The organism is Pseudomonas morbosilactucae (genome assembly GCF_023241715.1).
GTDB lineage: Bacteria > Pseudomonadota > Gammaproteobacteria > Pseudomonadales > Pseudomonadaceae > Aquipseudomonas > Aquipseudomonas morbosilactucae.
Genome location: NZ_JALQCW010000028.1, coordinates 38,500 through 60,440, shown reverse-complemented (window position 1 = coordinate 60,440; position 21,941 = coordinate 38,500). Strand labels below are relative to the sequence as shown.

At 62.9% G+C, this 21,941-nt stretch carries 29 protein-coding genes; 19 read left to right on the top strand and 10 right to left on the bottom strand.

The annotated features are described in order from the left end of the window. The first annotated feature begins 50 nt into the window (after positions 1–50). The 5 genes from M1B34_RS12840 (at position 51) to M1B34_RS12820 (ending at position 3,974) form a co-directional block, all read left to right on the top strand. Positions 51–620, top strand: coding sequence for a YqgE/AlgH family protein (locus M1B34_RS12840; RefSeq protein WP_268265328.1), 570 nt, complete (start codon positions 51–53; stop codon positions 618–620). Continuing rightward, positions 620–1,057, top strand: a complete 438-nt coding sequence (gene ruvX, locus M1B34_RS12835) for a Holliday junction resolvase RuvX (RefSeq protein ID WP_123327621.1) — start codon at positions 620–622, stop codon at positions 1,055–1,057. The genes M1B34_RS12840 and ruvX overlap by 1 nt, the downstream gene beginning before the upstream one ends. Positions 1,058–1,169: 112 nt before the next feature. Then, positions 1,170–1,676, top strand: coding sequence for a bifunctional pyr operon transcriptional regulator/uracil phosphoribosyltransferase PyrR (pyrR, locus tag M1B34_RS12830; RefSeq protein WP_123327622.1), 507 nt, complete (start codon positions 1,170–1,172; stop codon positions 1,674–1,676). A gap of 25 nt (positions 1,677–1,701) precedes the next feature. Next, the gene (locus M1B34_RS12825) at positions 1,702–2,706 is read left to right on the top strand and encodes an aspartate carbamoyltransferase catalytic subunit (RefSeq protein ID WP_123327623.1); all 1,005 of its coding nucleotides are present in this window, start codon (positions 1,702–1,704) and stop codon (positions 2,704–2,706) included. Then, positions 2,703–3,974: a dihydroorotase gene (locus tag M1B34_RS12820; RefSeq protein ID WP_268265327.1), complete on the top strand. Its 1,272-nt coding sequence runs from the start codon at positions 2,703–2,705 to the stop codon at positions 3,972–3,974. The genes M1B34_RS12825 and M1B34_RS12820 overlap by 4 nt, the downstream gene beginning before the upstream one ends. Before the next feature lie 63 nt (positions 3,975–4,037). On the opposite strand, the gene M1B34_RS12815 is transcribed toward M1B34_RS12820, so the two are convergent. Next, a complete protein-coding gene (locus M1B34_RS12815) occupies positions 4,038–4,457 on the bottom strand; it encodes an NINE protein (protein WP_123327625.1) in 420 nt (139 codons plus the stop codon). Positions 4,458–4,707: 250 nt separating this feature from the next. Here M1B34_RS12815 and M1B34_RS12810 point away from each other — a divergent pair, with 250 nt between their 5' ends. Next, positions 4,708–5,334, top strand: coding sequence for a C40 family peptidase (locus tag M1B34_RS12810; protein WP_123327626.1), 627 nt, complete (start codon positions 4,708–4,710; stop codon positions 5,332–5,334). 90 nt (positions 5,335–5,424) lie between these two features. Here M1B34_RS12810 and M1B34_RS12805 read toward each other — a convergent pair whose 3' ends face one another. Beyond that, positions 5,425–6,459 (bottom strand): type IV pilus twitching motility protein PilT, encoded by a 1,035-nt coding sequence (locus M1B34_RS12805; RefSeq protein ID WP_268265326.1) that lies wholly within the window; start codon positions 6,457–6,459, stop codon positions 5,425–5,427. A gap of 57 nt (positions 6,460–6,516) precedes the next feature. Here M1B34_RS12805 and M1B34_RS12800 point away from each other — a divergent pair, with 57 nt between their 5' ends. The 11 genes from M1B34_RS12800 to M1B34_RS12750 all read left to right on the top strand — a co-directional run bounded on the left by M1B34_RS12800 (position 6,517) and on the right by M1B34_RS12750 (position 14,168). After that, the gene (locus tag M1B34_RS12800; protein ID WP_123327628.1) at positions 6,517–7,215 is read left to right on the top strand and encodes a YggS family pyridoxal phosphate-dependent enzyme; all 699 of its coding nucleotides are present in this window, start codon (positions 6,517–6,519) and stop codon (positions 7,213–7,215) included. 33 nt (positions 7,216–7,248) lie between these two features. Beyond that, complete coding sequence (proC, locus tag M1B34_RS12795) at positions 7,249–8,067, top strand: pyrroline-5-carboxylate reductase (protein WP_268265325.1); 819 nt, start codon at positions 7,249–7,251, stop codon at positions 8,065–8,067. A gap of 11 nt (positions 8,068–8,078) precedes the next feature. Further along, on the top strand, positions 8,079–8,669 hold the full coding sequence (locus M1B34_RS12790) for a YggT family protein (protein ID WP_123327630.1): 591 nt from the start codon (positions 8,079–8,081) through the stop codon (positions 8,667–8,669). Between the two features lie 9 nt (positions 8,670–8,678). Then, the gene (locus tag M1B34_RS12785; RefSeq protein WP_268262727.1) at positions 8,679–8,972 is read left to right on the top strand and encodes a DUF167 domain-containing protein; all 294 of its coding nucleotides are present in this window, start codon (positions 8,679–8,681) and stop codon (positions 8,970–8,972) included. 209 nt (positions 8,973–9,181) lie between these two features. Beyond that, positions 9,182–10,321 carry a homoserine O-succinyltransferase MetX gene (gene metX, locus M1B34_RS12780; protein WP_268262726.1) on the top strand — a complete coding sequence of 380 codons (1,140 nt, stop codon included), beginning with the start codon at positions 9,182–9,184 and terminating at the stop codon, positions 10,319–10,321. A gap of 7 nt (positions 10,322–10,328) precedes the next feature. Further along, positions 10,329–10,949 (top strand): methionine biosynthesis protein MetW, encoded by a 621-nt coding sequence (metW, locus tag M1B34_RS12775; protein WP_268265324.1) that lies wholly within the window; start codon positions 10,329–10,331, stop codon positions 10,947–10,949. A gap of 27 nt (positions 10,950–10,976) precedes the next feature. Further along, a complete protein-coding gene (locus M1B34_RS12770; protein ID WP_268265323.1) occupies positions 10,977–11,411 on the top strand; it encodes a DUF4426 domain-containing protein in 435 nt (144 codons plus the stop codon). After that, a complete protein-coding gene (gene rdgB, locus M1B34_RS12765) occupies positions 11,408–12,004 on the top strand; it encodes an RdgB/HAM1 family non-canonical purine NTP pyrophosphatase (protein WP_185039006.1) in 597 nt (198 codons plus the stop codon). The genes M1B34_RS12770 and rdgB overlap by 4 nt, the downstream gene beginning before the upstream one ends. Further along, entirely contained in the window at positions 12,001–13,203 is a 1,203-nt protein-coding gene (gene hemW / locus M1B34_RS12760) for a radical SAM family heme chaperone HemW (protein ID WP_268265322.1), read from the top strand. The genes rdgB and hemW overlap by 4 nt, the downstream gene beginning before the upstream one ends. A 9-nt stretch (positions 13,204–13,212) precedes the next feature. Continuing rightward, the gene (locus tag M1B34_RS12755) at positions 13,213–13,536 is read left to right on the top strand and encodes a DUF3392 domain-containing protein (protein WP_123327637.1); all 324 of its coding nucleotides are present in this window, start codon (positions 13,213–13,215) and stop codon (positions 13,534–13,536) included. 83 nt (positions 13,537–13,619) lie between these two features. Next, the gene (locus tag M1B34_RS12750) at positions 13,620–14,168 is read left to right on the top strand and encodes an RNA 2'-phosphotransferase (protein WP_123327638.1); all 549 of its coding nucleotides are present in this window, start codon (positions 13,620–13,622) and stop codon (positions 14,166–14,168) included. 77 nt (positions 14,169–14,245) lie between these two features. Here M1B34_RS12750 and trmB read toward each other — a convergent pair whose 3' ends face one another. From trmB to M1B34_RS12730, 4 genes are all read right to left on the bottom strand, one after another. Next, complete coding sequence (gene trmB, locus M1B34_RS12745) at positions 14,246–14,971, bottom strand: tRNA (guanosine(46)-N7)-methyltransferase TrmB (protein ID WP_123327639.1); 726 nt, start codon at positions 14,969–14,971, stop codon at positions 14,246–14,248. A 9-nt stretch (positions 14,972–14,980) separates the two neighbouring features. Continuing rightward, positions 14,981–15,775 carry a thiazole synthase gene (locus M1B34_RS12740; RefSeq protein WP_078473523.1) on the bottom strand — a complete coding sequence of 265 codons (795 nt, stop codon included), beginning with the start codon at positions 15,773–15,775 and terminating at the stop codon, positions 14,981–14,983. A gap of 68 nt (positions 15,776–15,843) precedes the next feature. Next, positions 15,844–16,044 (bottom strand): sulfur carrier protein ThiS, encoded by a 201-nt coding sequence (gene thiS, locus M1B34_RS12735; RefSeq protein WP_185039009.1) that lies wholly within the window; start codon positions 16,042–16,044, stop codon positions 15,844–15,846. Positions 16,045–16,115: 71 nt separating this feature from the next. Then, positions 16,116–16,496, bottom strand: a complete 381-nt coding sequence (locus tag M1B34_RS12730; RefSeq protein WP_123327640.1) for a DUF423 domain-containing protein — start codon at positions 16,494–16,496, stop codon at positions 16,116–16,118. A gap of 75 nt (positions 16,497–16,571) precedes the next feature. Here M1B34_RS12730 and mtgA point away from each other — a divergent pair, with 75 nt between their 5' ends. Then, on the top strand, positions 16,572–17,294 hold the full coding sequence (gene mtgA, locus M1B34_RS12725) for a monofunctional biosynthetic peptidoglycan transglycosylase (protein WP_123328116.1): 723 nt from the start codon (positions 16,572–16,574) through the stop codon (positions 17,292–17,294). A gap of 156 nt (positions 17,295–17,450) precedes the next feature. Here the strand turns inward: mtgA and rpoH are convergent, their stop codons facing one another. The 4 genes from rpoH to ftsY all read right to left on the bottom strand — a co-directional run bounded on the left by rpoH (position 17,451) and on the right by ftsY (position 21,620). After that, entirely contained in the window at positions 17,451–18,305 is an 855-nt protein-coding gene (rpoH, locus tag M1B34_RS12720; RefSeq protein ID WP_123327641.1) for an RNA polymerase sigma factor RpoH, read from the bottom strand. A gap of 113 nt (positions 18,306–18,418) precedes the next feature. Continuing rightward, positions 18,419–19,441, bottom strand: a complete 1,023-nt coding sequence (gene ftsX / locus M1B34_RS12715; RefSeq protein WP_123327642.1) for a permease-like cell division protein FtsX — start codon at positions 19,439–19,441, stop codon at positions 18,419–18,421. After that, positions 19,438–20,109 carry a cell division ATP-binding protein FtsE gene (gene ftsE, locus M1B34_RS12710; RefSeq protein ID WP_123327643.1) on the bottom strand — a complete coding sequence of 224 codons (672 nt, stop codon included), beginning with the start codon at positions 20,107–20,109 and terminating at the stop codon, positions 19,438–19,440. Before ftsE ends, ftsX begins: the two co-directional genes overlap by 4 nt. Then, positions 20,106–21,620, bottom strand: coding sequence for a signal recognition particle-docking protein FtsY (ftsY, locus tag M1B34_RS12705; protein ID WP_268265321.1), 1,515 nt, complete (start codon positions 21,618–21,620; stop codon positions 20,106–20,108). Before ftsY ends, ftsE begins: the two co-directional genes overlap by 4 nt. Between ftsY and M1B34_RS12700 the strand changes: the two genes are divergently transcribed. After that, positions 21,619–21,813: a hypothetical protein gene (locus M1B34_RS12700; protein ID WP_123327645.1), complete on the top strand. Its 195-nt coding sequence runs from the start codon at positions 21,619–21,621 to the stop codon at positions 21,811–21,813. The two genes, ftsY and M1B34_RS12700, sit on opposite strands and share 2 nt — an antisense overlap. Positions 21,814–21,941 lie beyond the last annotated feature (128 nt).

Below are 21,941 nucleotides of genomic sequence, written 5' to 3'. Positions count from 1 at the left end.
CCAGGTGGTTGCGCTTGTCAGCCGGGCCCGCCAACGCCACACTAGCGCTCATGAAAAATGTCAGCCCCAGCTACCTCAAGCATCACTTCCTGATCGCCATGCCCCATATGGCCGACCCGAACTTTGCGCACACCTTGACCTACCTGGTCGAGCACAACGCCGGTGGCGCCATGGGGTTGGTGATCAATCGTCCGCAGGACCTGAACCTCGCCGACATCCTTGAGCAACTGCGCCCCGATATCGAGCCGCCCCTGCTGTGCCAGCATGTGCCGATCTTCAGCGGCGGCCCCGTGCAGACCGACCGGGGCTTTGTCCTGCACCCCAGTGGCCCGACCTACCAGGCCACGGTGGAGCTTGAAGGGTTGTCGCTGTCCACCTCCCAGGACGTGCTGTTCGCCATTGCCGACGGTATCGGCCCGAGCAAGAGCCTGATCGCCCTGGGCTACGCCGGCTGGGAAGCCGGGCAACTGGAGGCTGAACTGGCGGACAACGCCTGGCTGACCTGCCCGTTCGACGCCGACATCCTGTTCAACACCAGCAGCGAATTGCGCCTGGAAGCCGCCGCCAAGCACCTGGGGGTCAACCTCAGCCTGCTCACCACTCAGGCGGGCCACGCCTGATGGCTCTGCGACTGATTCTCGGCTTCGACTACGGCACCAAGCAGATCGGCGTGGCCGTCGGCCAGGTCATCACCGGCCAGGCCCGCGAGCTGTGCACCCTCAAGGCGCAGAACGGCATTCCCGACTGGAATCAGGTCGAAGCCCTGATCAAGGAATGGAAACCCGACGCCGTGGTGGTGGGCCTGCCGCTGAACATGGACGGCACCCCCAGCGACATGTGCGCCCGTGCGGAAAAATTCGCCCGGCGCCTGAACGGCCGCTACAACCTGCCCTTCTATACCCACGATGAACGCCTGACCACCTTCGAGGCCAAGGGCGAGCGCCTGGCCCGAGGCGGGCAGAAAGGCAGTTACCGCGACAACCCGGTCGATGCCATCGCCGCCGCCCTGTTGCTGCAAGGCTGGCTCGACGAGAACTCAGCGCTGTTCGAACACTGATCCAGCCCAATCCGTAACAGGCGTGGCGCACCGATGTTTCGCGCCTCCCGGCCATCACACCCGCCCCGCGCCCTGCTCCACGCAGCCGGCGCGGGCCCACGAAGGAGCAACCATGAGCCTGCCCAATCCCGCCGAACTGATCAGCCAGATGGCCGCTGATCTCAATGCCCACCTGGCCAAGCGCGATATCAGCGAGCCACGCTTCATCGGCATTCGCACCGGTGGCGTCTGGGTCGCCCAGGCGTTGCTGGACGCCTTGGGCAGCAATGCGCCTCTGGGCACGCTGGATGTGTCCTTCTACCGCGATGACTTCAGCCAGAACGGCCTGCACCCGCAAGTGCGCCCGTCCGAGCTGCCGTTCGAGATCGAAGGCCAGCACCTGGTGCTGATCGACGACGTGCTGATGAGCGGCCGGACCATCCGCGCGGCCCTGAACGAGCTCTTCGACTACGGCCGACCGGCCAGCGTGACCCTGGTCTGCCTGCTGGACCTGGACGCCGGCGAACTGCCGATCCGCCCCAATGTGGTGGGGGCGACCCTGTCGCTGGCCGCCCACGAGCGGGTAAAATTGTCCGGTCCTGCGCCGCTTCAACTCGAGCTTCAAGACCTCGCCCTCTAACTCGCCCTTTTGAGAGTCCATTGCGATGACGCCTCTAGACGCCAAGCGCCCGCTGCAGCTCAACGATCAGGGCCAGCTGCGCCACTTCCTCTCCCTCGACGGCCTGCAACGCGAGCTGCTGACGGAAATCCTCGACACCGCCGACTCCTTCCTCGAAGTCGGTGGCCGGGCGGTGAAGAAGGTCCCGCTGCTGCGCGGCAAGACCATCTGCAACGTGTTCTTCGAGAACTCGACCCGCACCCGCACCACCTTTGAACTGGCCGCCCAGCGCCTGTCGGCGGACGTGATCACCCTGAACGTGTCCACCTCGTCGGCGAGCAAAGGGGAAACCCTGCTCGACACCCTGCGCAACCTGGAAGCCATGGCCGCCGACATGTTCGTGGTGCGCCACGGCGATTCCGGCGCCGCGCACTTCATCGCCGAACACGTGTGCCCACAAGTGGCCATCATCAACGGCGGCGACGGCCGGCACGCGCACCCGACCCAGGGCATGCTCGACATGCTGACCATTCGCCGCCACAAAGGCAGCTTCGAGAACCTCTCGGTGGCCATCGTCGGCGACATCCTGCACTCGCGGGTGGCGCGCTCGAACATGCTGGCCCTGAAAACCCTGGGCTGCCCGGACATCCGTGTGATCGCCCCCAAGACCTTGCTGCCCATCGGCATCGAGCAATACGGCGTAAAGGTCTACACCGACATGGCCGAAGGCCTGAAAGACGTCGACGTGGTGATCATGCTGCGCCTGCAGCGCGAACGCATGCAGGGCGGCCTGCTGCCCAGTGAAGGCGAGTTCTACCGCCTGTTCGGCCTGACCACCGCACGCCTGGCCGGCGCCAAGCCGGACGCCATCGTCATGCACCCGGGCCCGATCAACCGCGGCGTGGAAATCGAGTCGGCGGTGGCCGACGGTCCGCACTCGGTGATTCTCAACCAGGTGACCTACGGCATTGCGGTACGGATGGCGGTGCTGTCCATGGCCATGAGTGGGCAAACCGCCCAGCGACAATTCGAGCAGGAGAACGCCCAGTGAAGCTCAGCATTCTCGGCGCCCGCGTCATCGATCCAAGCAGCGGCCTGGATCAAGTCACCGACCTGCACCTGGAAGCCGGCAAGATCGTCGCCATCGGCGCGGCCCCGGCCGGTTTCAGTGCAAGTGAACACATCGATGCCAAAGGCCTGGTAGCCGCCCCCGGGCTGGTGGACCTCAGCGTCTCCCTGCGTGAACCGGGCTACAGCCGCAAAGGCAGCATCGCCAGCGAAACCCACGCCGCCGCTGCCGGTGGCGTCACCAGCCTGTGCTGCCCGCCGCGCACCAAGCCGGTGCTGGACACCTCGGCCGTGGCCGAACTGATCCTCGACCGCGCCCGCGAGGCCGGCAACAGCAAAGTCTTCCCGATCGGCGCCCTGAGCAAAGGCCTGGACGGCGAACAGCTTGCAGAACTGATTGCCTTGCGCGACGCCGGTTGTGTGGCCTTCGGCAACGGCCTGGAGAGTTTCCGCAACACCCGCACCCTGTGCCGCGCCCTGGAATACGCCGCCACGTTCGACCTGACAGTGATTTTCCACTCTCAGGACCGCGACCTGGCCGACGGCGGCCTGGCCCATGAAGGCCCCACCGCCAGCTTCCTCGGCTTGCCGGGCATTCCCGAAACCGCCGAAACCGTGGCCCTGGCCCGGGACCTGTTGCTGGTGGAACAAAGCGGCGTGCGCGCCCACTTCAGCCAGTTGACCAGTGCTCGCGGCGTTGCCCTGATCGCCCAGGCCCAGGCTCGCGGCCTGCCGGTCACCGCCGATGTGGCGCTGTACCAGCTGATCCTCACCGACGAAGCCTTGATCGACTTCTCCAGCCTGTATCACGTGCAACCGCCGCTGCGCTCGCGCGCCGACCGCGATGGCCTGCGCGAAGCCGTGAAGTCCGGGGTGGTACAAGCCATCTCCAGCCATCACCAACCCCACGAGCGGGACGCCAAGCTGGCACCGTTCGGCGCCACGGAACCGGGGATCAGCAGCGTCGAACTGCTGCTGCCCCTGGCCCTGACGCTGGTGGAAGACGGCCTGCTGGACTTACCGACCCTGCTCGCACGCCTCAGCGCCGGCCCGGCCGACGCGCTGCGCCTGCCAGCCGGCAAGCTGGCGGTAGGTGCTCCGGCAGATCTGGTGCTGTTTGACCCGGCCAGCTCCACGGTGGCCGGTGAGCGCTGGCTGTCCAAGGGCGAGAACTGCCCGTTCATCGGCCATAGCCTGCCGGGCGTGGTGCGCTACACCCTGGTGGACGGGCATATCAGCTACCAGGGCTGAAGACAGCGGCGTCTGTTTTCGCCGGCAAGCCGGCTCCTCTCAAGAAGGGGCCGGCTTGCGCCGTTAACGGCGTTTGGCGTTTTCCACCGACACCTGGTCGTTCAGGGTCCAGAAGTCGTACAACACCCCCAGAAACAAGAACCCACCCGTTACCAGGTAGAGCAAGCCGCTGAGCCACTTGCCCTGGTACATGCGATGCACGCCAAAGACCCCGAGAAAGGTCAACAGTATCCAGGCAACGCTGTATTCGATTGGGCCCGCGGTAAAGCGCAGGTCTGCCTCGCGATCCATGGCCGGGATCAGGAACAGGTCGATCAGCCAACCGATGCCCAACAACCCCAAGGTAAAAAACCAGATCGTCCCGGTCACCGGCTTGCCGTAATAAAAACGGTGCGCCCCGGTAAAACCGAAAATCCACAACAGGTAACCGATCACTTTGCTGTGCGTGTCGGACCCCGAACCGTCCTGCCGATAGCTATTCATCAACGACCCCTTTGAGCGTGATAGATAAATATTCTTAATTTCTTTGTGACTTTTTTACGGGCGGCCGGCACGTGGAAAATGTTACCTTCTGCGCCGTGAAAGCCTTATGCCGCCTGAGTTCTGACGAAGATAGGCGTCAAATTGCCGCTGCTTTGCCGGAGTTGACCCCCAGGTTGAATCGACCAACGGCCTCGGAAGTGACCGAAAAGCTGTTATAAAGTTGCGCGCTAACCCAAAAGAGCCCTGCCTAATGCGTCCATTTTTCAAGACATGGCTAACCATTTGCCTATTAATGCCACTGGCCGCCCACGCCACCAACCGTGAGCAACGACTTCCCAATGTTAATGGCTATACCCCGAAATCCCATGTTTCGCCGGTCACCGCCAAAAACACCAAACAGTCCGTCAAACGCCCTACCCACCTGAGCAAGGTCGACGCCGTCAGCCTGCCGCAGAAAGGCGCCCGCCCGAGCACCACGGTATTGAGCCGTGCGGTGAACGTGCTGGGTACACCTTACCGTTGGGGCGGTAGCAGCCCAAGCAAAGGCTTCGATTGCAGCGGCCTGGTGAAATACGCCTTCAACGATGTCGCCACCATCGACCTTCCACGATCGTCCAGCGCCATGGCCAGCGGCCACGGGCAGAAAGTCGAGCGTAAGGACCTGAAGCCGGGCGACCTGCTGTTCTTCAACATCAAGAGCCGCAAGGTCAACCACGTGGCCATCTACCTGGGCAACGACCGCTTCATCCATGCCCCGCGCCGCGGCAAGGCCGTGACCATCGACACCCTGAAAAAGCCCTACTGGCAGAGCCATTACGTGGTGGCCAAGCGCGTGTTGCCGAAAGAACAGGAACCCCTGCGGGTCGTTCAGCGCTAACACGCGGCGCCCCTCAAGCCTCTATCGCCGGTACGCCAGCTCCCACGGAGCCGGGCGACCCGCGATAAGCTTGCCCCTTCTCTTCCCCCTTCAGAAACTCTCCGGCACCCGCGCCTGTTCACGGGCCTGCTCGCGACTGATCAAGCCTTTGCCCAGCAGCTCCTTCAAGCTCATGTCCAGGGTCCGCATGCCCAGCAGGCCGCTGGTTTGAATCGCCGAGTACATCTGCGCCACCTTGTCCTCACGGATCAGGTTACGAATGGCCGGGCTGCCCAGCATGATCTCGTGGGCCGCCACGCGCCCACCCCCAACCTTCTTCAGCAAGACCTGGGCAATCACCGCCTGCAACGACTCCGCCAGCATCGACCGCACCATGGCTTGCTCATCACCGGCGAACACATCCACCAGCCGGTCGATGGTTTTCGCCGCCGAACTGGTGTGCAGGGTGGCCAATACCACGTGCCCGGTTTCGGCGGCCGTCAGGGCCAGGCGGATGGTTTCCAGGTCCCGCAACTCCCCCACCAGGATCACATCCGGGTCTTCCCGCAGGGCCGAGCGCAGGGCGGTGGCAAAGCTCTGGGTATCACGGTGCACCTCGCGCTGGTTCACCAGGCAACCCTTGGGCGGGTGGATGAATTCGATGGGGTCTTCGATGGTGAGGATGTGTTGCCGCCGAGTCTGGTTCAGGTGATCGATCATCGCCGCCAGGGTGGTGGATTTGCCCGACCCAGTGGGCCCGGTGACCAGCACCAGCCCGCGAGGCACTTCGGCAATCTGCCGAAACACTTGCCCCAGGCCTAGTTGATCCAGGTTCGGCACCCGCGAAGGGATGCTGCGCAACACCGCACCGGCGCCGCGCTGATGCTGGAACGCATTGACCCGAAAGCGCCCCACGGCGGCCAACTCATAAGCGAAGTCGAGGTCCTGTACGGCCTCGAACTCCCGGCGCTGGGCCTCGCTCATCAGGCTGTGAATCAGCGCCAGTACCTGGGGTCGCTGCAGCACCGGCCAGTCGAGGGGCTGGATGTCGCCATCGATGCGCACCATGGGTGCCAGCCCGGCGGACAGATGCAGGTCGGAGGCGCCCCGGGCAGCGCTCAGGAGCAACAGCTCAGTGATGTCCATAGTGTTCCGCAATTCCAGTAGAATGCCGCCAACCTCAAACCCGCTGGCGCAGATCGAATGTCCACGATAGCAGACAACATTGCCCTGGTCGGCGCACGCATCCGTGCCGCGAGCCTGGCCGCACAGCGCGCTGAAGACAGCGTGCAACTGCTGGCGGTGAGCAAGACCAAACCCTCGCAAGCCCTGCGTGAGGCTTACGCCGCCGGGCTTCGCGACTTCGGTGAGAACTACCTGCAGGAAGCCCTGGGCAAACAGCAGGAGTTGAGCGACCTGCCCTTGATCTGGCACTTCATCGGCCCCATTCAGTCGAACAAGACGCGTTCTATTGCCGAACATTTCGACTGGGTGCATTCCGTGGACCGCCTGAAGATTGCCCAACGCTTGTCCGAGCAACGGCCAGCCGAGCTGCCGCCGTTGAACATCTGTATTCAGGTCAACGTCAGTGGTGAAGCCAGCAAGTCCGGCTGCACCCCTGCCGACCTGCCTGCCCTGGCCAGCGCCATCAGCGCCTTGCCGCGCCTGAAGCTGCGCGGGCTGATGGCGATTCCCGAGCCGACTGAAGATCGCGCCGCCCAGGACGCCGCCTTTGCTGCCGTCGGTGCCTTGAACAAGCACCTGCAAGACAGCCTCAACCTGCCACTCGACACACTGTCCATGGGCATGAGCCACGACCTCGAAGCGGCCATCGCCCAGGGCGCCACCTGGGTGCGGATCGGTACCGCGCTGTTTGGCGCCCGTGACTACGGCCAGCCCTGACGTGGCTGGCTCTTCTATTAATAAGGATCTGTCATGAGCAAGACTCGTATCGCCTTTATCGGCGCTGGCAACATGGCTGCCAGCTTGATCGGCGGCCTGCGGGCCAAAGGGCTGGACGCGGCGCAGATCCGCGCCAGCGACCCGGGCGCCGAAACCCGCGCCAAGGTCCAGGCCGAACACGGCATTGACGTGTTTGCCGACAACGCCGAGGCCATCCTCGGCGTGGACGTTATTGTCCTGGCCGTCAAGCCCCAGGCCATGAAAGCCGTGTGCCAGGACCTGCGCCCGCACCTGCAAGGCAACCAGTTGGTGGTGTCCATCGCCGCCGGCATCACCTGCGCCAGCATGCGCAACTGGCTCGGCGACCAACCGATTGTGCGCTGCATGCCCAACACCCCGGCGCTGCTGCGCCAGGGCGTCAGCGGCCTGTACGCCACCGAAGAGGTCAGTGCCCACCAGCGGCAACAGGCCGAAGACTTGCTGTCTGCCGTGGGCATCGCCCTGTGGCTGGAGCAGGAGCAACAACTGGATGCGGTGACCGCCGTCTCCGGCAGCGGCCCGGCGTACTTCTTCCTGCTGATCGAAGCCATGACCGCCGCTGGCGAGAAACTCGGCCTGCCTCGGGAAACCGCAGCCCAACTGACCCTGCAAACCGCCCTGGGCGCCGCGCACATGGCCGTATCCAGTGATGTGGACGCCGCCGAACTGCGCCGCCGCGTGACCTCGCCCGCCGGCACCACCGAAGCGGCGATCAAGTCGTTCCAGGCCAATGGTTTCGAAGCCCTGGTGGAAAAAGCATTGGGTGCCGCCGCGCACCGCTCGGCCGAAATGGCCGAACAACTGGGCCAATAAAGGAGCCGATGATGATTGGATTGAATACTGCGGCGGTGTACGTGCTGCAAACCCTGGGCAGCCTGTACCTGCTGATCGTGCTGCTGCGTTTTGTGCTGCAACTGGTCCGCGCCAACTTCTACAACCCGCTGTGCCAGTTCGCCGTGCGCGCCACTCAACCGCTGCTCAAGCCAATGCGTCGGATCATTCCCAGTGTATTCGGCCTGGATATGTCGTCCCTGGTCCTGGCGATCCTGGTGCAACTGGCACTGATGGCACTGACCCTGCTGCTGACCTACGGCACCACCGGCAATCCGCTGCAGTTGCTGGTCTGGTCGCTGATCGGTGTGACCGCGCTGTTCCTGAAGATTTTCTTCTTCGCCCTGATCATCAGCGTGATCCTGTCCTGGGTCGCCCCCGGCAGCCACAACCCTGGCGCCGAACTGGTGAACCAGATCTGCGAACCGGCCCTGGCGCCGTTCCGGCGCATCCTGCCGAGCATGGGCGGCCTGGATATCTCGCCGATCCTGGCGTTCATGGTGCTCAAGCTGCTGGACATGCTGGTGATCAACAACCTCGCGGCGATGACCATGATGCCGGAAATCCTCCGTCTGCTGATCTGACGCCGACCCATGAGTTATTTCCGCTGGGACGGTGACGATCTGCTGCTCGATTGTCACCTGCAACCCAAGGCCAGCAGCGACGAGTTCGCTGGCCTGCATGGGGAACGCCTGAAGATCCGCCTGACCGCGCCCCCGGTGGAAGGCAAGGCCAACGCGCACCTGATGGCGTTCCTGGCCAAGGCCTTCGGTATCCCCAAGAGCAATGTCAGCCTGGTCAGTGGCGAGTTGAACCGGCAAAAGCGCGTGCGCTTGCAAGCGCCGAAAAAACTCCCGGACCTGCCAGGCCTGACACGCCCCACCTGATACTCACCACGCCACTCCGCACCTGTAGAAGCTGGCTTGCCAGCGAGGGTGTCGCCCAGATTGCCGCCCTATCCGAAGGCCCTTCGCCGGCAAGCCGGCTCCTAGATGATCCCCGTCGTTTTGGACAATAAAACGCCGGCCCGGGCTTTGCTTGCCGCTGGGGGCAGTGGTCTTTAGACTTACGCCTCATTTGAATGAGAGCAGGGTCGATGCCAACTGCCTTCCCCCCCGATTCTGTTGGTCTGGTCACACCGCAAATAGCCCATTTCAGCGAGCCCCTGGCCCTGGCCTGCGGCCGTGCGCTGCCAGCCTACGATCTGATCTACGAAACCTACGGCCAGCTCAACGCCACGGCGAGCAATGCCGTGCTGATTTGCCATGCCCTCTCCGGCCATCACCACGCCGCCGGCTACCACAGCGTCGACGACCGCAAGCCCGGTTGGTGGGACAGCTGCATCGGCCCTGGCAAGCCCATCGATACCCGCAAATTCTTTGTGGTCAGTCTGAACAACCTCGGCGGCTGCAACGGCTCCACCGGACCCAGCAGCCTCAACCCGGAAACCGGCAAGCCCTTTGGCGCCGACTTCCCGGTGCTGACCGTGGAAGACTGGGTGCACAGCCAGGCACGCCTGGCGGATCGCCTGGGTATCGGCCAATGGGCAGCCGTGATCGGCGGCAGCCTCGGCGGCATGCAGGCCCTGCAATGGACCATCACCTACCCGGACCGGGTACGCCATTGCCTGGCCATCGCCTCGGCCCCCAAACTCTCGGCGCAGAACATTGCCTTCAACGAAGTGGCGCGCCAGGCGATCCTGACAGACCCCGAGTTCCACGGCGGTTCGTTCCAGGAACAAGGCGTGATCCCCAAACGCGGGCTGATGCTCGCGCGCATGGTCGGGCACATCACCTACCTGTCCGATGACTCCATGGGCGAAAAATTCGGCCGTGGCCTGAAGAGCGAGAAGCTCAACTACGACTTCCACAGTGTCGAGTTCCAGGTGGAAAGCTACCTGCGTTATCAGGGTGAAGAGTTCTCCGGGCGTTTCGACGCCAACACCTACCTGCTGATGACCAAGGCCCTGGATTACTTCGACCCGGCGGCCAACTGCAACGATGACCTGGCGAAAACCTTCGCCGACGCCACCGCCAAGTTCTGCGTGATGTCCTTCACCACCGACTGGCGCTTCTCCCCGGCCCGCTCCCGGGAGCTGGTGGACGCGCTGATGGCCGCACGCAAGGATGTCTGCTACCTGGAGATCGACGCGCCCCAGGGGCACGATGCCTTCCTGATTCCGATCCCGCGTTACCTGCAGGCCTTTAGTCACTACATGAACCGCATAACCCTGTGAGGACACGATGAGAGCCGATCTGGAAATCATCCAGGAATGGATCCCCGCCGGCAGCCGCGTCCTCGACCTGGGCTGCGGTAACGGCGAGCTGCTGAGCTGGCTGCAGGAGCACAAGCAAGTCACCGGCTACGGCCTGGAAAACGACCCGGACAACATCGCCGATTGCGTGGCCAAGGGCATCAACGTGATCGAGCAGGACCTGGACAAGGGCCTGGGCAACTTTGCCAGCAACAGCTTCGACATCGTGGTCATGACCCAGGCCCTGCAAGCCGTGCACTACCCGGACCGGATCCTCGACGAAATGCTCCGGGTCGGCCGCCAGTGCATCATCACCTTCCCCAACTTCGGTCACTGGCGCTGCCGCTGGTACCTGGCCAGCAAGGGCCGCATGCCGGTGTCGGAGTTCCTCCCGTACACCTGGTACAACACGCCGAACATCCACTTCTGCACCTTCGAGGATTTCGAAGCCCTGTGCCGTGGACGCGAAGCCCGGGTGCTCGACCGACTTGCCGTCGATCAACAACACCGGCACGGGTGGGCCAGTAAGCTATGGCCTAACCTGTTAGGTGAGATCGGTATCTACCGGGTAAGCAGCCCCGGCCTGCAAGAACACAAGGTCGCGGTATAACCCCCCTTTTGCATGAGGAGAACGACCATGGGTCGCTTGGTGACTTTTCTATTGGCAGCCTGCCTGAGCATGTCGGCGCTCGCTGCCGATGCGATCAAGGGCGAGCGCAAGGAAGTGTTCGGTGACATCACCGTGCACTACAACACCTTCAACTCCACCTACTTGCAACCGGACGTCGCCAAGGCTGCCGAGTTGATTCGCAGCAAGAACCAGGGCGTGATCAATGTCTCGGTGATCAAGGCAGGCACCCCGGCCATCGCCCAGGTCAGCGGCACCATCAAGGACCTGACCAGCAAGAGCCTGCCCCTGAACTTCAAGCAGGTCACCGAGCAGGGCGCGATCTATTACATCGCCCAGTTCCCGGTGGAACAGCAGGAAACCCGAACCTTTACCATCAATGTGCAAACTGGCGGCGATACCCACAGCTTCAGTTTCAACCAAGAGCTTTTCCCAGGCGAATGATGAACCTCACCCAACTCGTACTGGCCAGCCATAACGCCGGCAAACTCAAAGAACTCCAGGCCATGCTCGGCGCCTCGGTGCAATTGCGCTCGATCGGTGAGTTCAGTCAGGTTGAACCGGAAGAGACCGGCCTGTCGTTCGTCGAGAACGCAATCCTCAAGGCCCGCAACGCCTCGCGGATTTCCGGCCTGCCGGCCCTGGCGGATGATTCGGGCCTGGCGGTGGACTTCCTCGGTGGCGCGCCGGGCATCTATTCCGCGCGTTATGCCGATGGCCAGGGCGATGCGGCGAACAACGCCAAGTTGCTGGAGGCCCTGAAAGAAGTGCCGGATGCCGAGCGCGGCGCCCAGTTCGTCTGCGTGCTGGCTTTGGTTCGGCATGCCGACGACCCACTGCCGATCCTCTGCGAAGGTCTGTGGCACGGGCGTATCCTCCACGCCGCCAGCGGCGAGCACGGCTTTGGCTACGACCCGTTGTTCTGGGTTCCGGAGCGTGATTGCTCCAGCGCCGAGCTGAGCCCCGGCGACAAGAACCAGATCAGCCACCGTGCCCGCGCCATGGCTATCCTGCGTCAACGCCTGGGTCTGCAATGACCAAAGACGCCTCTGCGCCGCCGCTGATTCACGGCAGCGCACCCACCCCTCGAGCGGCCCTGCCCCAACTACCGCCCCTGGCGCTGTACATCCATATTCCGTGGTGTGTACGCAAATGCCCTTACTGCGATTTCAACTCCCACACCGCCAGCCCCGAGCTGCCGGAAGAAGCGTACATCGACGCGCTGCTGGCCGACCTCGACCAGGACCTGCACGCGGTCTACGGCCGTGAGCTGAGTTCGATCTTCTTCGGTGGCGGCACGCCCAGCCTGTTCAGTGCGGCGGCCCTGGGTCGCCTGCTGGAAGGGGTGGAGCAACGCATTGCGTTTGCCAGCGACATCGAGATCACCCTGGAAGCCAACCCCGGGACCTTCGAGCAAGAAAAATTCACCGCTTACCGCGCCCTGGGCATCAACCGCCTGTCGATCGGCATCCAGAGCTTCCAGGAGCAGAAGCTCAAGGCCCTGGGCCGGATCCACAACGGTGCCGAAGCGATCCGCGCTGCCGACATGGCGCGCCAGGCCGGCTTCGACAACTTCAACCTGGACCTGATGCACGGCCTGCCCGACCAGTCCCTGGAAGACGCCCTCGACGACCTGCGCCAGGCCATCGCCATGCGCCCGACCCATCTGTCCTGGTACCAACTGACCCTGGAACCCAACACGGTGTTCTGGAACCAGCCGCCGGTGCTGCCGGAAGACGACACCCTGTGGGACATCCAGGAAGCCGGCCAGGCGCTGTTGGCTGAGCACGGCTACGCCCAGTATGAAGTCTCGGCCTATGCCCAGCCTGGGCGAGCAGCGCGGCACAACCTCAACTACTGGAGCTTCGGCGATTTCATCGGCATCGGTGCCGGCGCCCACGGCAAGCTCAGCCATCCGGACGGGCGCATCGTGCGCACGTGGAAAACCCGCCTGCCCAAGGATTACCTGAACCCGGCCAAAACCTTCAAAGCCGGGGAAAAAGCCCTGGCCAATGAAGAGCTGCCGTTCGAGTTCCTGATGAACGCCCTGCGCCTGACCGATGGCGTCGATGCGGCACTGTTCGCCGAGCGCACCGGCCTGTCCCTGGACAGCCTGGGCGAAGCCCGTCGCGATGCCGAACAAAGTGGCTTGTTGCAGGTCGAACCGTCACGCCTGGCGGCTACGGCCCGTGGCCAACTCTTCCTCAATGACCTGCTGCAACACTTTCTGATCTAAGGAAATCGAATGGATTTGGTACTCGATCTGCTCGCCACCGTGTCTCGCTGGAGCCGCAGCAACCTTTCGGAAATTTCCCTGGCCCTGGTGGGCTGCCTGCTGGTGCTGTTCGGCGCTGATATCAAAGGCTGGGTCGAGCAACGCCTGGGCGGCGTCGCCGGCGCCCTGCGGGTACCTCTGATGGCCCTGCTGTGCATGATCGGCAGCGGCCTGGCACTGATCTACGCCACCCCGTGGATCGTTCGTGGCCTGAGCCAGTTCAACAACTACAGCCTGGCACCGGTGTTGCTGGTGGTGTTGGTGCTGATTGGCGTGGTGGCGGATCGTCGCTGATTCGTCAGAGTTTGATCGCCGGCAAGCCGCCTCCTAAGGCGGCGCGGGGACGTGAGCGGGGATACCCGCTATCAAGGATGAGCATGAGCAAGAAAATCATCGACGACACCAGCAAGTTCCTCAGCTACGTGCTGCGCCATGAACCCCAGGCCATTGGCCTGGAACTGGACAGTGAGGGCTGGGGCGATATCGACGCGCTGATCGGCGGCGCGGCGCAAGACGGTCGGGCACTGACTCGGGCGTTGATCGAACAAGTGGTGGAGAGCAACGACAAGAAGCGCTTTGCGCTTTCGGCCGACGGCCAGCGCATCCGCGCAGTGCAAGGCCACTCCAGTAACAGCGTGCAGCTGCAATTGGACGAAAAACAGCCACCGGCCATTCTCTACCACGGCACGGCCAGCCGTTTTATGGATTCGATCAATGAGCAGGGGCTGATTCCGGGTTCACGGCATCACGTGCACCTGTCCCAGGAGATCGAAACCGCCAAGGCCGTGGGCCAGCGTTACGGCAAGGTGGTGCTGCTGCAGATCGATGCGCAGGCCATGCAGGCCCAGGGCTTCAAGTTCTATCAGGCAGAGAATGGGGTGTGGCTGACCGACCAGGTGCCGGTGAGCTTTATCAGCACGTTGTAGGGGCCAGCTTGCTTGCTGGCGAAGGCGTCCTCACGGGCCCCTTCGCCGGCAAGCCGGCGCCTACAGGGGCTGGCTCGTTAAGCCAGCTTTTCGAACTTCAGGTCCCACACGCCGTGGCCCAGGCGTTCGCCGCGACGCTCAAACTTGGTGATCGGGCGTTCGGTCGGGCGCGGCACGCATTTGCCGTCCTCGGCCAGGTTACGGTAACCCGGGGCCACGTTCATCACTTCCAGCATGTATTCGGCGTAGGGCTCCCAGTCGGTAGCCATGTGCAGAATGCCGCCGACCTTGAGCTTGCTGCGCACCAGCTCGGCGAAGGAAGCCTGGACGATGCGACGCTTGTGATGACGGCTCTTGTGCCAAGGGTCGGGGAAAAACAGCATCAAGCGATCCAGGCTGTTGTCCGCGATGCAACGGTTGAGCACTTCAATGGCGTCGCAATCATAGACCCGCAGGTTGCTCAGGCCCTGGGTCAGCACGCCATTGAGCAGCGCGCCGACACCCGGGCGGTGAACTTCCACGCCAATAAAGTCCTGCTCCGGCGCCGCCGCAGCCATTTCCAGCAGCGAGTGGCCCATGCCGAAGCCGATTTCCAGGGAGCGCGGGGCCGAACGGCCGAACACCTGGTCGAAATCCACCGGCGCGTCGGCCAGGGGCAGCACGAACAGTGGCGCGCCCTGCTCCAGGCCTTTTTGCTGGCCTTCGGTCATGCGCCCGGCACGCATCACAAAACTCTTTATGCGGCGGTGCTGGCGCTCGTCGCCGGCTTCCGGCTGGATAGGCGTGTCGTTTGATTCAGTCATCAATGGCTCTTACTTGATCAGACCATCCAGCGGCGAAGAGGCGCTGGCATAGAGTTTTTTCGGCATGCGGCCGGCGAGGTACGCCAGGCGGCCCGCGACAATCGCATGTTTCATGGCTTCGGCCATCAAAATCGGCTGCTGGGCGTGGGCGATGGCGGAGTTCATCAGCACCGCTTCACATCCCAGTTCCATGGCGATGGTGGCGTCGGAGGCGGTACCGACACCGGCATCCACCAGCACCGGGACCTTGGCTTCTTCGAGGATGATCTGCAGGTTGTAAGGGTTGCAGATCCCCAGGCCCGTGCCGATCAGGCCCGCCAGCGGCATGACCGCGATGCAGCCCATTTCCGCCAGTTGGCGAGCGATGATCGGGTCATCGCTGGTGTACACCATCACGTCGAAACCTTCCTTGACCAGCACTTCGGCGGCCTTGAGGGTTTCCAGGACGTTGGGGAACAGGGTCTTCTGGTCGGCCAGCACTTCCAGCTTGACCAGGTTGTGGCCGTCCAGCAGCTCGCGGGCCAGGCGGCAGGTGCGCACAGCTTCCACGGCGTCATAGCAGCCGGCGGTGTTGGGCAGGATGGTGTAGCGATCCGGCGGCAGGATATCCAGCAGGTTCGGCTCACCCGGGTTTTGACCGATGTTGGTGCGGCGCACGGCCACGGTCACGATCTCGGCACCCGAGGCTTCGATGGCCAGGCGGGTTTCTTCCATATCGCGGTACTTGCCGGTGCCTACCAGCAAACGTGACTGGTAGGTACGACCGGCCAGGACGAAGGGCTTGTCGCTACGAACATTGCTCATCGGAAATCCTCTGTTGGGGTGAGGTTCTTGCAGAATTCTTGCGCTATGCGGGGCCTGGGCCCAAGGGGCTAGCCGCCGCCGATGGCGTGGACCACTTCGATTTGGTCACCCTCTTTAAGGAGGGTTTCGCCGTGCTGGCTGCGCGGAACGATATCCAGGTTGAGCTCTACCGCGATCCGCCGCCCGGTCAGTTCCAGGCGGGTCAGCAGGCCCGCAACGGTCTCGCCGTCAGGGAGTTCAAAGGATTCACCGTTCAACTGAATGCGCATGCTCGAGGCCGCCATCATTTTTAGGGGCCAGCATTCTAGCCCGATCGTGACCCAAAGGTCAGCTACAAGCGTCAGGCGGCGAGCTGTAGGCGCCAGGCGGCAAGGCCCAGGAAGAACCAGCCAAGCAGGAAGGCCAGGCCGCCAAACGGGGTGACGATGCCCAGCTTGCTGATGCCGGTCAGGGTCAGCAGGTACAGGCTGCCGGAGAACAGCAGGATACCGATCACGAACGACACCCCGGCCCAGGTCACCAGGCGCCCGGGGATATGGGTGGCCAGCAGGGCTACGCCGAACAGGGCCAGGGTGTGCACGAGCTGATAGGTGACGCCGGTGTGGAAAATCGCCAGGTACTCGGCGCTGAGCCGACTCTTCAGGCCGTGGGCGGCAAATGCGCCGAGGGCGACACCGGTAAAGCCGAAAAAGGCGGCCAGCATCAAGAAGCCACGCAACATGGGGAACTCCAGTCAGAATCATCGGGCAGGGTCTGTATAATGGCCCGCTTCCACGGGTTCGGCCAAGCCATCTCTATGCTGCGTTTACTCTTTCGTCGCCTCACTAAAGCCCTGCTCTGGTTTGTAGCGGGCAGCATCTTGCTGGTCCTGGTGTTTCGCGTGGTGCCGCCTCCGGGCACGGCGCTGATGGTCGAGCGCAAGGTCGAGTCGTGGTTCGATGGCGAGCCCATTGACCTGCAACGCACCTGGAAACCCTGGGATGAGATTTCCGACAACATCAAGGTGGCGGTGATCGCCGGTGAGGACCAGAAGTTTCCCGAGCACTGGGGCTTCGATATCGACGCCATCCAGGCAGCCCTTGCCCACAACGAGCGCGGCGGCTCGATCCGCGGCGCCAGCACCCTGAGCCAGCAAGTGTCGAAAAACCTATTCCTGTGGTCGGGGCGCAGTTGGCTGCGCAAGGGCCTTGAAGCCTGGTTTACCGGGCTGATCGAAATCTTCTGGCCCAAGCAGCGGATTCTTGAGGTTTACCTCAACAGTGTGGAGTGGGATGAAGGCGTGTTTGGCGCCGAAGCGGCAGCACGGCACCACTTTGGCGTCAGCGCGGCCTCACTGACACGCCAACAGGCCAGCTTGCTGGCGGCGGTGCTGCCTAACCCGCGGGTCTGGAGCGCCGGGCATCCCAGCACCTATGTCCTGCAGCGCGCAGGCTGGATTCGGCGGCAAATGAGCCAATTGGGCGGCGCCGAGTACCTCAGCAAGCTGAATGATTCACGCACAGCGCCCTGGACCAACTAACCGCAGGAGCCGGCTTGTCGGCGATAAAGCCCTTGAGGTTGGCCTTGAATCTGTTGGCGCTATCGCTGGTAAGCCCGCTCCCACAAGGTCACAGCGTGGGCCGGAAACAAAAACGCCCCGATCAATGATCGGGGCGTTTTTTTTACGCGTTGCGGCTTACGCGGCAATCGATAGCTTCAGCTTGTTCATCGCGCTTTTCTCAAGCTGGCGAATCCGCTCGGCCGACACGTTGTACTTCTGTGCCAGGTCGTGCAGCGTGGCTTTCTCTTCCGCCAGCCAGCGCTGATAGAGGATGTCGCGGCTGCGGTCGTCCAGCACTTCCAGGGCTTCGTGCAAGTTGCTGGTAGAGTTGTCGGTCCAGTCGGCATCTTCCAGTTGGCGCGCCGGGTCGTAACGGTGGTCTTCCAGGTAGTTGGCCGGCGATTGGAAGGCGCTGTCGTCGTCCGCTTCCGCAGCGGGGTCGAAGGCCATGTCCTGGCCGGTCAGGCGACTTTCCATCTCGCGCACTTCACGCGGCTCAACACCGAGGCTTTCGGCCACGCGGTGGACTTCTTCGTTGTTCAACCAGGCCAGGCGTTTCTTCTGGCTGCGCAGGTTGAAGAACAGTTTGCGCTGGGCCTTGGTGGTCGCCACTTTCACGATGCGCCAGTTACGCAGGATGAACTCGTGGATTTCCGCCTTGATCCAGTGCACAGCAAAGGACACCAAGCGCACACCCATTTCCGGGTTGAAGCGCTTCACGGCTTTCATCAGGCCAACGTTGCCTTCCTGAATCAGGTCAGCCTGGGCCAAACCGTAGCCGGAATAGCTACGGGCGATATGTACAACAAAACGCAGGTGGGCGAGCACCATCTGCCGAGCCGCCTCAAGATCCTGCTCATAGTAGAGACTCTCGGCCAGTTCACGCTCCTGCTCAGGGGTCAGCAATGGAATGCTGTTCACCGTGTGCACGTAGGCTTCCAGGTTTGCGCCTGGAACCAAGGCATAAGCAGGTTGCAAAGAAGTGGTCATACGAAAAAACCTCCGACTCACATAACTCGTGCAGTTCAGCACTGCGAAAATTGACCGGGAACCGCAGAACAAGTTCCCATAAATGCTGAAAGGTCAATACAAGCAAAAAGACATTACTTCGGTGCCAGTTCCCTCAGGTGACGGGCCACCGCAATCCACGCACCGATATAACCCAACAGCACCGCGCCTAGCAAGAGCGACAGACCATCTGCGACCGGCACACCCGCGAGGGCGAAATCACTGCCGTACAAACCGGCCAGCCCGACGACCGCATCGTTCAGCCAGTTGAGGCCGAACGCCAGGACGCCCCAGGACAGAAGCCCGGCACCGAAGCCGTACAACGCCCCCATATAAAGGAAGGGACGCCGCACATAGCTGTCTGTACCGCCGACGAGTTTAATCACTTCTATCTCGATGCGGCGGTTTTCAATATGAAGACGAATGGTATTGCCTATCACCAAAAGTAATGCAGACACCAACAGCACCGTCAGGCCGAAGACAAAACGGTCTCCCAGCTTGAGGATCGCCGCCAGCCGCTCGACCCAGACCAGGTCCAGCTGCGCCAGTTGCACCTTGGGCATATCCGCCAGGCGCTGACGCAAGGCTTCCAGGGTTGGCTTGTCGACTTCATCCGGGGTCACCAGCACCACGCCCGGCAGCGGGTTGTGCGGCAGCTCGCGCAAGGCCTCGCCCAGGCCGGACTGCTGCTGGAATTCCTGCAGGGCCATGTCCTTGCTGATGAACTCGGCATCCGCCACACCCGGCAGGCCTTTGATCTGCTGACTGAGCTGCTCGCCCTCGGTGGCGCTGGCATCCAGCTCAAGGTACAGGGAAATCTGCGCCGCCCGCTGCCAGGAACCGCCCAGGCGCTCGACGTTGTTCAGCAACAGCGACAGACCCATGGGCAAACTCAGGGCCACGGCCATCACCAGGCAGGTAAAGAAGCTGCCGATCGGCTGCTTGCCCAGGCGCCGCAGGCTGTCCAGCAAGCTGGCGCGATGGCTTTCAATCCAGGCACGCAACAAGGTGCCGAAATCCGGGCCGTCGTCTTCGTCGTGTTTTTTCTTCGACGGTTGCGGGTCGGAGGCTTTGGGCGCTACGCGCTCAGCCACTTTAGGGGTGCGAGTGGCACTCATACGCCGGCCTCCCCATCGCCGATCAAGCGACCGCGTTGCAGGGTCAGCATGCGATGGCGCATGCGCGCGATCAGCGCCAGGTCGTGGCTGGCGATCAATACGCTGGTGCCCAGGCGATTGATGTCTTCGAACACCCCCATGATTTCCGCCGCCAGGCGCGGGTCGAGGTTACCCGTGGGTTCATCCGCCAGCAGCAAGGCCGGGCGATGGACGATGGCGCGGGCGATACCGACACGCTGCTGCTGGCCGGTGGAGAGGTCCCCCGGGAACAGATCGGTCTTGTCCGACAGCGCCACGCGCTCCAGGGCCGAATCCACACGTTTGGCGATTTCCGCCTTGGACAGGCCGAGGATTTGCAGCGGCAAGGCGACGTTGTTGAACACGGTGCGATCGAACAACAGCTGGTGGTTCTGGAACACCACACCGATCTGCCGACGCAGAAAAGGAATCTGCGCGTTGCTGATCTGCCCCAGGTCCTGCCCGGCCAGCAACAACTTGCCGCTGGTGGGGCGCTCCATGGCTAGCAGCAGGCGCAGCAAGGTACTTTTACCGGCACCGGAGTGCCCGGTGACAAACAGAAACTCGCCGCGACGGACTCGAAAGCTCAGCTCATGCAAGCCGACGTGACCGTTCGGATAGCGTTTACCGACCTGTTCGAAACGAATCATGAACGCTCCCGCTCGGCAAACAGTGCCTGGACAAAGGGTTCGGCTTCAAAGGTACGCAGATCATCGATGCCTTCGCCAACACCGATATAACGGATCGGCAGGCCAAATTGCTTGGCCAGGGCGAAGATCACCCCGCCTTTGGCGGTGCCGTCGAGCTTGGTCAGGGCCAAACCGGTGAGCTGCACCGTCTGGTTGAACTGCTTGGCCTGGTTGATGGCGTTCTGACCGGTACCGGCGTCCAGCACCAACAGCACCTCGTGAGGCGCGTCGGCGTCGAGCTTGCCGATCACCCGGCGCACCTTCTTCAGTTCTTCCATCAAATTGTCTTTGGTGTGCAGGCGACCGGCGGTGTCGGCGATCAGCACGTCGATGCCGCGGGCCTTGGCAGCCTGCACGGCGTCGAAGATCACCGAAGCCGAGTCCGCACCGGTGTGTTGGGCAATCACCGGGATCTTGTTGCGCTCGCCCCAGACCTGGAGCTGCTCCACCGCCGCCGCACGGAAGGTGTCACCCGCGGCCAGCATGACTTTCTTGCCTTCCAGTTGCAGCTTCTTCGCCAGCTTGCCGATGGTGGTGGTCTTGCCGGCGCCGTTGACGCCCACCACCAGGATCACGAACGGCTTGTTCTGGGCCACGATCTGCAGCGGCTGCTCCACAGGCTTGAGCATGCCGGTGAGTTCGGCCTGCAACGAGGCGTACAGCGCGTCGGAATCGGTGAGCTGCTTGCGCGCCACCTTCTGGGTCAGGTTCTGGATGATCACCGACGTGGCTTCAACCCCAACGTCGGCGGTCAGCAGACGGGTTTCCAGGTCTTCCAGCAGCTCGTCGTCGATGGTTTTCTTGCCCAGGAACAGGCTGGCCATGCCTTCGCCAATGCTGGCGCTGGTCTTGGACAGGCCCTGCTTGAGGCGAGCGAAGAAACCGACCTTGCCTTCTTCGGCGGTGCGAACAGGCTCGACCACAGGCTCGGGCTCCACAAGCGCCACCGGCTCGGCTACAGGAGCAGGAGCAGGAGCAGGAGCAGGAGCAGGAGCAACAGGCTCAGGGGCAACGAATACGGGGGCTAGCGGAGCCTCGGCCTCGACCACTGGCGCCGGTGTAGTCACAACCACCTCAGCCACCGGCTCGGGGATAACGTCCAGCACCGGAATAGGCGGGGCGACGTGTTCGGCCTGGGTGTCTTCCACCAAGGCCACCGGCTCTTCCGCCACCGGCAAGGTCAGCCAGGGCTCGTGCTCGGGCGGCGGGGTCAGGGGCAACTCGGCAGCTGGGACCGGCTCAGGTTCGGCCTCGACACGGGGCTGCAGCACCGGCTCCGCAAGCGGCAGGACCACCGGAGCCGGCGTTTCGGCGATGGGGGGTTGTTCGGCAACGGGCGCCGGAGCGGCCTCGGAAGGGACTTGCGGCTGTTCGACGACGGTTTCCTGCGGTTTCTTACGCAGCCATCCGAACAGGCCTTTCTTCTCGCCAGCCGCAGCTGGGGTCTTCTTGTCGTCGTTGGAACCAAACATGGAGGACGGCTATCTCAAGGTAGCGATGCGCCAAGGTGGCGCCTCGGTAAATAAATATTCGATGCAGAACAGACTGCGTTTAATCCAGCTTGTTCACGCGCAACATTTTGTTGAAGTGCCAACGGGCGCTTCAAAGATCGATTTCACTCAGGACTGGAACGGCAAAATCGGCGAAAAAGCGAAGTTTAGCTGATAAAAACCGACCTTCCGCAGCAAACCCATACAACCTGACCCGGCACAAAGGCCCGATAGGCGTGGCCGCCGCCAAAACGGATCAGTATCCTAGCACCTCCTCGCCCGCCGACGCTAAGACCAAGCGGG